The organism is Mesonia ostreae (assembly GCF_031845265.1).
Classification (GTDB): Bacteria; Bacteroidota; Bacteroidia; order Flavobacteriales; family Flavobacteriaceae; genus Mesonia; species Mesonia ostreae.
The window spans coordinates 1-9,891 of sequence record NZ_JAVRBG010000025.1 but is presented as its reverse complement, the minus strand read 5'-3'; the positions used below and the strand labels follow the sequence as shown (position 1 = coordinate 9,891).

At 34.7% G+C, this 9,891-nt stretch carries 9 protein-coding genes and 1 pseudogene; 3 read left to right on the top strand and 7 right to left on the bottom strand.

Annotation, left to right across the window (positions count from 1 at the left end):
- Window positions 1-150 precede the first annotated feature (150 nt).
- Window positions 151-990 (top strand): universal stress protein, encoded by an 840-nt coding sequence (locus tag RLT85_RS14775; protein WP_311402818.1) that lies wholly within the window; start codon window positions 151-153, stop codon window positions 988-990.
- A 529-nt stretch (window positions 991-1,519) separates the two neighbouring features.
- Here the strand turns inward: RLT85_RS14775 and RLT85_RS14770 are convergent.
- Entirely contained in the window at window positions 1,520-1,705 is a 186-nt protein-coding gene (locus RLT85_RS14770; protein ID WP_311402817.1) for a hypothetical protein, read from the bottom strand.
- Window positions 1,698-1,886 (bottom strand): PCMD domain-containing protein, encoded by a 189-nt coding sequence (locus tag RLT85_RS14765; RefSeq protein ID WP_311402816.1) that lies wholly within the window; start codon window positions 1,884-1,886, stop codon window positions 1,698-1,700. Before RLT85_RS14765 ends, RLT85_RS14770 begins: the two co-directional genes overlap by 8 nt.
- A 99-nt stretch (window positions 1,887-1,985) precedes the next feature.
- Between RLT85_RS14765 and RLT85_RS14760 the strand changes: the two are divergent.
- Window positions 1,986-3,148 (top strand): annotated as a pseudogene (locus RLT85_RS14760) (IS3 family transposase).
- Between the two features lie 390 nt (window positions 3,149-3,538).
- Window positions 3,539-4,555, top strand: a complete 1,017-nt coding sequence (locus RLT85_RS14755) for an NADP-dependent oxidoreductase (RefSeq protein WP_311402815.1) — start codon at window positions 3,539-3,541, stop codon at window positions 4,553-4,555.
- A 125-nt stretch (window positions 4,556-4,680) separates the two neighbouring features.
- Here RLT85_RS14755 and RLT85_RS14750 read toward each other — a convergent pair whose 3' ends face one another.
- From RLT85_RS14750 to RLT85_RS14730, 5 genes are all read right to left on the bottom strand, one after another.
- Window positions 4,681-5,436, bottom strand: a complete 756-nt coding sequence (locus RLT85_RS14750; RefSeq protein WP_311402814.1) for an SDR family NAD(P)-dependent oxidoreductase — start codon at window positions 5,434-5,436, stop codon at window positions 4,681-4,683.
- A 290-nt stretch (window positions 5,437-5,726) separates the two neighbouring features.
- On the bottom strand, window positions 5,727-7,028 hold the full coding sequence (locus RLT85_RS14745; RefSeq protein ID WP_311402813.1) for an NAD(P)/FAD-dependent oxidoreductase: 1,302 nt from the start codon (window positions 7,026-7,028) through the stop codon (window positions 5,727-5,729).
- A 77-nt stretch (window positions 7,029-7,105) separates the two neighbouring features.
- Entirely contained in the window at window positions 7,106-7,831 is a 726-nt protein-coding gene (locus tag RLT85_RS14740; RefSeq protein WP_311402812.1) for an SDR family NAD(P)-dependent oxidoreductase, read from the bottom strand.
- 433 nt (window positions 7,832-8,264) lie between these two features.
- Window positions 8,265-9,344 (bottom strand): T9SS type A sorting domain-containing protein, encoded by a 1,080-nt coding sequence (locus tag RLT85_RS14735; protein WP_311402811.1) that lies wholly within the window; start codon window positions 9,342-9,344, stop codon window positions 8,265-8,267.
- A 74-nt stretch (window positions 9,345-9,418) separates the two neighbouring features.
- Window positions 9,419-9,604, bottom strand: a complete 186-nt coding sequence (locus RLT85_RS14730) for a hypothetical protein (protein WP_311402810.1) — start codon at window positions 9,602-9,604, stop codon at window positions 9,419-9,421.
- Between the last annotated feature and the right edge of the window lie 287 nt (window positions 9,605-9,891).

Genomic DNA, 9,891 nt, shown 5'->3' with positions numbered 1-9,891 from the left:
GATTGCAGGAGTAGCAGTACTCCAAATGATAAACTGGGAACGAGGAAGACCGCTCAATCAAATCAAACACGCATGGAGCAAATAGCACAACGCGTTATATATATATATATGTGTATATTCGTAATCTTATTAATTTTCAAAAAACATACCATGAAAACCATATTAGTTCCCACAGATTTCTCTCAACAAAGTGAAAACGCCTTAAGAGCAGCTGCATTAATTGCCAAACATCAAAGTGCTAATCTTGTTGTTGTCCATATGATAGCCTCTAGAGATGCATCTTTTACAAAAAGTCAGAATCAAAATGTTCAAGAAACAGTTTTTCACATAAGACTTGCGGAAAAGAACTTTGTTGATTTCTTAAATAAAGACTATTTAAAAGACCTATCGGTGAATCAAGTCATAACAAAACATGCTGGTTTTAAGGAAATAAATGATGTGATTAGCGAACATAAAGCTTCTCTTGTGGTGATGAGCTCTCACGGTACAAGTGGCTTGCACGAAATGCTTATTGGTTCTAATACAGAAAAAGTAATACGATATTCTGATGTACCAGTACTGGTAATTAAAGATGAAGTTGCGACCTATAAAATGGGAGTTGGGGTGTTTGCTTCAGATTTTTCAGAAGAGAGCATTCAAGCTTATAAAACGGCAAAAGAATACTTTAAAGATTGGGAGACAGAAATGAGAATGGTGTATGTTAACCCCGCGGGAAGTAAATTTAAAAATAGCAGAGAAATTAATGATATGCTGACTAATTTCTTCAAAAAAACTGGAGAAAATAACGTATCTGAACTTAAGAATGCTGTTTCTATTTATTCTGAACATTCTATTCCTAAAGGAATTTTTAATTTCAGTAAAGATATCAACGCAGATTTTATTGTGATTCCAACCCACGCACGTAAGGGGATCGCACATATCTTAAAAGGCAGTCTTTCTGAAGATGTAGCGAATAGTTCTACGATTCCTGTTTTAACGCTTAAAATTTAAACAAGCATTCGCTTACACTTAATTCTATTGTTTGCGCGCTTAGTTAAATGCTTATTGTAAATTTATACTATAGAGACGTTTTTTTGATGTAATCTCTATCTATCTAAATAAAACGGACAAAGTTACTCTCGAAGCTTCGAGAGTAACTTTGTCCGTTTTAAGAATAAATGCAGGTATTTTATTAGATAAACACATACGCAAAACCAAAATTGAGATAAATGGGATGCATTTTAAATGAAATGGTATTAAAATCTTATTGAAAGATGTCACTAAAACCATAGGTAACATCAGCAAAGACTCTTAAACGCTCAGATACTAAAACAGAACCACCTATTCGTGTGCCCCCTAGGAAAAAGAATTAAGGTCATCGGAAAACTAATAAGATGCTCTTGAGTTCACCTCAAAAATAATTTTGTTTCCTATTGGATCGCCTTTCCTTAAATAACCTTCTGGAGCATATCCCGAAAAAGCTTTATCGGCTACATAAGGAATAAAGAAACCTCCAGAAATTTCCCAAGGTTTACAAAATTTATAAACCGCTACGACACCCCCAGGCTATATTATTAACTAAAAACCAATACGTTGCATTTCCTTCCATATTAAAATTGAGTTTGGGATAAAAACCTTCTATTTTTCGAATTTCTTGTGCGCAAAGCGCAGAAAAGCCAAAAATAAGTAATAAAACTAAAATTAAATTTTTGTGAATTTTAATCATCATCTGCGTGTATAAGTTCTACTTCATCAATTAATAAGGTACTTCCTACTGCTCCACTAAATAAATCTCCGTCTATACTCGAGGTAAAAACCAATCTCAAGCTATATTTGCCATCCTCAAGTTTTTGACTATCTATTTGTTTCCCTTCCATGAATTCAAAGGCAATAAAAAACTTTTCCATTCATTCGTTTCTATGCGTTCGCTTTCAGTAATTCTAGCAATAGAATGGAGTGTCTACCTTTGATATGACGATTTTTTAGAGTCCATAAAGATTTAAATTATGGCAAAAAAGCATGATAACGAGTTTAGGTTAATGATAGTAGAGCTATTGAATGCTGGAAGCAAATCCAAAGCGCTCGGAGAATATGATATAATTCCAGGTATGATTAGACGTTGGAAACGGGAATTTTCAGTACGCTCTGGAGACTTCTCTAAAAAGAAAGAGCTATCTGTAGAGCAGCAAGAATTAAAAGCTTTACAGAAAGAATTAAGAGATGTAACTATGGAACGTGATATCTTAAAAAAGGCAGTAAGCATCTTCTCCAAGAGCGACCAGTAATGTATCGATTTATTTTAGAAAATAAAGATATTTTTAGTGCTGAGAAGATGTGTAAGTGTATGAAGGTTAGTAAAAACGCTTATTATCATTGGCTTAAAAACAAAGATTCAATAGTTATTGAGACTCCAAGAAATCATCTAAAAAGAAGGATTCAAGCTATTTTTGAAGCTAGCAGAGAGATATATGGAAGTTATCGTATTTAGAAAAAACTAGAACGAGAAGGTCTCACATATTGTAGATCCTACATTGGCCTACTTATGAAAAAAATGGGATTAAAGAGTGTTTTAAAACGAAAATTTGTAACAACAACAACAGATTCGAACCATGCTTTTTCAATAGTAAAAAGTGCTTTAGATAGAGACTTTAAAAGCTTACAAATAGGCGAAAAATGGATCTCGGATATTACCTACATTAGGGTAAATAATAATTGGAACTACCTAACAACCATTATTGACTTGGCGGATATAAAAGTAGTTAGCTGGACTTTAAGTGAAGATATGACAGCTCAAAACACTATTGTTAAGACTTGGTATCTAGTCAGAAACAAAAGAAAAATCAAGGATAATTTTATCTTTCATTCTGATAGAGGTGTACAATATGCGTGTGACAAAATCAGAAATCTTTTTGGTTATAATAACAAAATAATACAGTCTATGAGTAGAAAAGGCAATTATTGGAACAATGCTGTTGCTGAAAGCTTTTTTAAAAGCATAAAATACGAATGGCTCTATAGAATTAAATACACCTCTTATAATCAATTATACAATTCTATTGAGGATTATATAGATTGGTAAAATACGGAAAGATTACATTCTTCTTTGGCGTACTTAACGCCTTTAGAAATGGAACTAAAATTGAAAAGATTTTTTAACAAAGCGGCCTAATAAAATTAGTCACAAAAATACTAGGAAGTCCACCTCACAGCTCCCGATAAGGATGGGAGATTAATCTCGAATATTGAGTAAATATACATTTAATTTACAGAAAATTCAGCTCTCCTTTTTGGAAGGTCTTTAGATAAGGACCCCGATTTTATACTTATTTTAGCGCAAAAATGAACTTCTAAATTTTATTTTTGAAAGAAAGATCCTATTTATTAAAATGAAGTTTGATTTCTGAAAAAACATAATTATACTGAAAATAAAAACCTTAAAACCAACAGCAGATTTATATGGATTATTGATTTTCACATCTTAAATCTTGTGTTTTTCAGAAAGGTCTGAAAACGATTTTGGCAGAAATTAGCGGATAAATATTTAAAAAAAAAATGAAAGATGGAAAATGAAGAAATTGTACTGGCCGAACATCCTTCAGGAAAACCCACAAAAAGCACTTTTGGTTTAAATGATATTGACATGCCAAAAGCTAAAGACAATGAAGTGTTGCTAAAAAGCCTTTATGTATCGGTAGATCCCGGAATGCGCGGATTTATGGATAAAGGCGATGATGACGCAGCCGGTACTAAATTTGAATTGAACAAACCCATTACCAGCCGTACCGTTGCACAAGTGATAGAAAGTGAAAACGATGATTTCCCAAAAGGAACCATTGTACACGGCAGGTTTCCGTGGCAGAAATATTTTTGTCAGAATCCTGATGCTATGGAAAAAGTAGATCCGGAAATAGCTCCTATTTCTACCGCGGTAAGTATTCTGGGTATTCCCGGACTGGCAGCCTATTTTGGAATCCTGAAAGTTGGAGCACCTAAAAAAGGAGAAACCGTTCTCGTATCTGGCGCGGCCGGAGCTGTAGGAAGTATTGCAAGTCAGGTAGCGAAACTGCAAGGATGTCAAGTAGTTGGAATTGCCGGTTCTGATAAAAAAATCGATTACCTCAAAAAAGATTTGGGTTTGGATGCAGGCATTAATTACAAGAAAACTGAAGACATGGAAAAAGCCATCAAAAAAGCCTGCCCCAACGGAGTGGATGTCTTCTTTGATAACGTTGGCGGAGAGATTTTTGATTCGGCTCTTACCAATGCTAATAGACATTCCAGAATGGTTATTTGCGGACAAATTGCCGATTATAACAGCGAAGATAAGCCGCAAGGCCCAAGGTCACTGGAAGCTTTAATTAAAAAAAGTGCAAAAATTGAAGGTTTTGTAGTCTATGATTATCAAGAAGAATTTGAAACTGTCAAAAAACAATTGGGAGATTGGCTTAATAATAAGGAATTACATTATAAGGAAAACTTAATTGAAGGCTTTGAAAATATCCCTTCCGCTTTTATTGGCTTATTTGAAGGAGAAAATATTGGTAAACAAATGGTGAAAGTAAGCGATGAGGAATAAATTTTTTTAAAAAAATCAGAAGAAATAAAACACTTTAAAACTAACATCGTATTGAAAATAAAAAGGCTTTTATGTGCATCACATAAAAGCCTTTTTAAAAACTAAGATAATCAATCTCAACACATTTATACCGCTAGGTAACCTCCATTTACGGGGTAGTAATCTCCCGTACAAAAAGACGCCTTATCTGAAGCTAAGAACAAGCACATTTCGGCTATTTCTTTTGGCTCTCCCAATCTCCCCATAGGATGTTTTGACTCTAAATCTTTAATACCTTCTTTTCCCATAGCATCTTCATTTACCAAATTGGTATAAACATAACCAGGGCCTACCGCATTTACCCGAATGTTATCTTTTGCATAATCTACAGCCGTCGTTTTGGTAAGACCTACTACGCCGTGTTTGGCTGCTACATAACCCGCAGCTCCTGCGCTGCCTACTTGGCCAAGAATTGAAGACATATTAATGATGCTCCCAGAGCCAGATTTTTTCATCGCTGGTATTTGATATTTTATACCATAAAATACTCCAGAGAGGTTAATACCTATTATTTTTTCCCAACCATCTACAGGATAATCAGCTAAGGCTTCTTGTGGCCCTCCAATCCCCGCATTATTGACGGCTATGTGTAATCCGCCATATTTATCTACGGTCTTTTTTACCAGTTGCTCCATATGTTCTGGATTACTGGTATCTGCTTTTATAAAAAATGCTGTTCCGCCTTCTTTCTCTATCGCTTTAACTACCTCATTTGCGGCATCTACATCAATATCACTCACAATTACTTTTGCACCTTCTTTTGCAAATAAGTGAGCGGTTTCTTTTCCTAGTCCAGATCCTGCACCAGTTATTATAGCAACTTTATCTTTTAATAGTTTCATGTTTTTAGGTTTTTGAATTTTTATATTAATGGTGTCCAATATGGACATTATAGAAGTCTATTATCCAAAGTATCACAATATAATCAAACTTTTTAGGGAGTTTACAGTTTGCCATGTTGTTGCACATTAAGATTGAAAAAGTAGTACATACTTTTTAATAATTTTATCTAATTATCTAGCTATTACGAATCAAGTCTAATATCTTATGTCTTTAGCGAAATGGCCCGCCCGATTGAATTCTTTCGATATGGGCAGGTCTTATATCTTAGTTGGACACGACTATTTTTAAATTATACTTCGGTTTGTTTTTTTAACTCTGGCATACTTCCGTTGGCTGTTTTCCCTATCAATAATCCATTGGCTTGACCTTTACTGAGATAAGCGGTAGTCCAGTTCCACATCGTACTAATGCGGTTTCTGTAGTTGATTAATAAGAATAAGTGCACAAATAACCAAGCAAACCAAGCAAACCATCCCGTTATTGTCTTTTTGGGAGTGGTTAGATCTGCAACCGCTTTACTTCTGCCTATAATAGCCATAGTTCCTTTGTCATTATAAGTGAAAGGCTTTGGTTTTTTATTATTGATTATGGCTTCAAAATTATCGGCTAGTACTTTTCCTTGCTGGGTAGCTACACTTGCCAATTGTGGATGTCCTTTAGGAAAATCTGGATCAGAATATAAGACGGAAGCATCACCAATGACGTAAATATTATCTGTATTTTCTAATTTAAAATATTCGTTTACGCGTAAACGATTTCCTTTTTCGTAATTATCTTCTGGCAGTCCATCAAACCTCATCCCAGTTACTCCAGCCGTCCAAATTAGAGTTTTGGTTTCTATACTATCTCCATCTTTAAAGATGACTTTGTCATCTTTATAATCAGAAACCATTTTATTTAGTTTTACAATAATTCCCATATTTTCTAGAGTCTTTTGGGAATATTTTTGTGATTTTTCACTCATAGGAGGCAAAACAGCTGTTGCTCCATCCACCAAATAAATATTAAGTTTTTCACTTTTTAATTCGGGGTAAATATCATTTAATACATTATTACGCATTTCGGCTAGCATTCCCGCTACTTCTACTCCAGATGGTCCCGCTCCCGAAATCACAATATTACCCATTTTACGTTTTTCTACTTCATCTTTGGTATAAATTGATCTCTCTGCTTCTCTTAAAAGGTAATTTCGCAATTTTACCGCTTGGTTAATCGATTTCATGGGAAGCGCATTTTCTTCTATATTTTTCATTCCGAAGAAATTACTTTTTGTTCCCGTTGCCATTACTAAATAATCATACTCCAATTCTCCTGTACTAAGAATAACCCTATTTTCTTCTGGCTTCACTTCTACCAACTTTCCCAAACGATAGCGCAAATTTTTCTTATCTTTAAAAAGTGTACGAAAAGGTATAGTTATACTAGAAACATCTAACATCCCCGTACTCACTTGGTATAAAAGCGGTGTAAAAAAGTTGTAATTATTTTTATCTACCAAAGTAACGTGAATACCTTCTTTATTGCCTAGATGTTTGGCCAAATTAATACCAGCAAAACCTCCTCCTATAATGACTATTTTCTTTTCTTTCATTTTTAATTTTTTAATTTTCTATGCAACACTGATTTGCTGGGATTTGACTTCATTTAAGCAATGAATATATGAAATAATTACCTTAATTTAATATCTCCACCATCTGCCATTAAAGTTTGCCCCGTCATATATTGACTGTCTTCGCTTAGTAAAAAGGCTACTACAGGTGCAATGTCTTTTTGAGGATCTCCAAAGTGACTTAAAGGAATATTATTTGCTACTTGCTTGTATTGTTCTGGCCTATTCTCTTTCCAATTTTTAACCCCTTCAGTTAAGGCTAAAGGACACACTACATTTACTCTAATGCCCTCTGGCGCCCACTCGTTGGCTGCTACACGGCTTAATCCTCTTATGGCTTCTTTGGCCGCTGCATAACTAGCTTGGTTTTCTTGCCCTGTAAGCCCAGCTCCAGATCCAAAATTAACGACTGCGCCCTTATTTTTCATTAATTCGGGATAAGCAGCTTTCATAAAGTAAAGCGTAGCATTAAGGCCTGTTCCAAAAGATAAAGACCAATCTTCTTTGGTAAGTTCCATAAGTGGTTTTTGCCTAGATGCGTGCGCGTTGTTTACCAAACCTGTTAGTTTTCCGAATTTGGAAACCGCCATCTTCACGGCATCTTTAGCTACCTGTTCTTTAGAAACATCTCCTTTGAGAAAAGCTATCTTTTCTTGGTTTACTTTCTGAATTTTTTCTCCTGCTTCCTCATCTATATCTACCGCAACTACACTAGCTCCACGCTTGGTTAATACTGTTGTTAATGCACCACCTATTCCTGCAGCTCCTCCAGTTACGATAATCACTTGACTTTTAAATTTTTCATATTATTTTTCTTCTGATGTTTTAAGAGCTTGCTTACTAATTATTTTTCTTTTTATGTGTATAGAATTTAAAAATAGTAAGCTTCAACCTCCACACAAATATACTGAAAATGAAACGCTTAGCAGATGTCATAATAGGAGATAAACCTGCCTAAAAGTGGGATTTAAGTGAGTTTTAACTTGCTTTAACTAAACTTAACAGCCTATAGTTTTTCAATTTCTTGTTGCTACTAAAATCAAGTTTTAAAACTTCGGATCAAAAAATCTTGCTATGAAAACGAAAACAAATCCGTAAAGGAAAAAACGAAAGCCTCGTAGATTTTTGGTCTGATATAGGAATATTCTTTTTTAATTAAAAAACAAAAAAAGCCGCAAGAGTTACAATCTTGCGGCTTTTTAACTTTTTAACGTGATGTTATTTCTTAATCACTTTTTTAGTTACCGCTCCATTTTGAGTGTTTATTTTTAAAATATAAAGACCAGAAGCAATGGCAGCGGTTTGAATGCTTGAAGTATTTCTTAAGCTTCCTTTAGAAACAAGTTTCCCTGAAGTATTGTACAAGCTATAGGATTGTAAATTTAAGTGTGTTGAAACGTTGATTTGAGATTCAAAAACGCTTGGGTAAACAGTTAACGAATGGGTCTCTGCCTGAACAGCATCTACAGCTAATAAATTATCTAGAACAGGGTAGCCATCGTTTACACTAGGATCCATACTCCAAACATCCTCATCTGCTCCCGAGTTTAAAAGATTTACAAGTTCTTCTATTTTCATATCGGCGGTATTTCTACCCTCAATTTCATAGCTAGCTTCACCTGCAGTAAATCCTCCAACTGCTTCGTCTTTACCAGAAGTATCTAAATCATAAAAAGAGTTGCTAATGATCACTGAACCACCACCAAAAGCACCCATAAATCCACCTACAAATTCTGGACCTGTTACTGCTCCTGTAGAATAAGTATTAGAAATCTCACAAGCACCATCTGCTCCTCCATAAACGCCACCTGCGCGTCCTAAGTTTGCTGTAACGGTAGCTCTAGAGTATGAATTAACTATGGTATTGGTGCGGTTTGGAACAAAAGCATACGTGCAATAACCTACTAAGCCTCCAATAAGATACTCCCCGTTTACAGTACCTTCTGAATAACATTCAGTAATGGTAGTAAAGTCCCAAGCGGTACCAACTATTCCGCCAACTTGACTTTGTCCTGTTACATCTCCTTTTGAGGAGCTTTTAGAAATAGAAGAATCGGTTAAAATACCACCAACTAATCCGCCACAATTAAAATCGGTTCCTGTTACCGTAACATTGCTTACATGACAGTTATCTATAGTACTGTTAGTAGATAGGTTTCCTACCAAGGTATCTACAGTCCCTAAGGCTATAATATTCGCATTTTCAACTACGATATTTGCAAATGAAGAGTTAGTACACTGCCCAAATAAACCTACAAAATCGTCTTGTGGAAGATTAATCCATAAATTGCTAATCACATGGTTATTTCCCTCTACAGACCCTGAGAAAGGAAAATCAACATCAACACCTATTGGTGTCCATAAGTTTGCATCTAGATTAATATCTGCGTCAATAATAAGGGTTTGTCCTCAAAAGTATTTCCTTCTTCAACCAATAGTGAAACTCCTGCTAATTGCTCTGCTGTAGAAATGGTAAACTCTTCTTGAGTATTTTCGTACCAGCTTACATCGGCTAAATCTGACCAAGAAGTGGTTGGGTAATCTTGTGCAAAAGCCATAGTGGTAAAAGCTAAAAACAGAACTAATGTAGTGTGTAAATTTTAATCATGATTAAGTTTTTTTGGATTTGTGGTACAAACATATCGATTAAAGACAAGTTAACAAAACCTATAAACTACTAGAAAATAGCATTTTGACTAGATTTTACGCAAAAGGAAGAACAGAATAATAAATTAAATCTTTTTATTTAGAAAAACACTTAAAATATTATACTTGAATTCAACCTATAAACGCAACTTTTAGCGGAAATAATATAATTATTTTTCAGAAGGAAAGAAGGGATTAT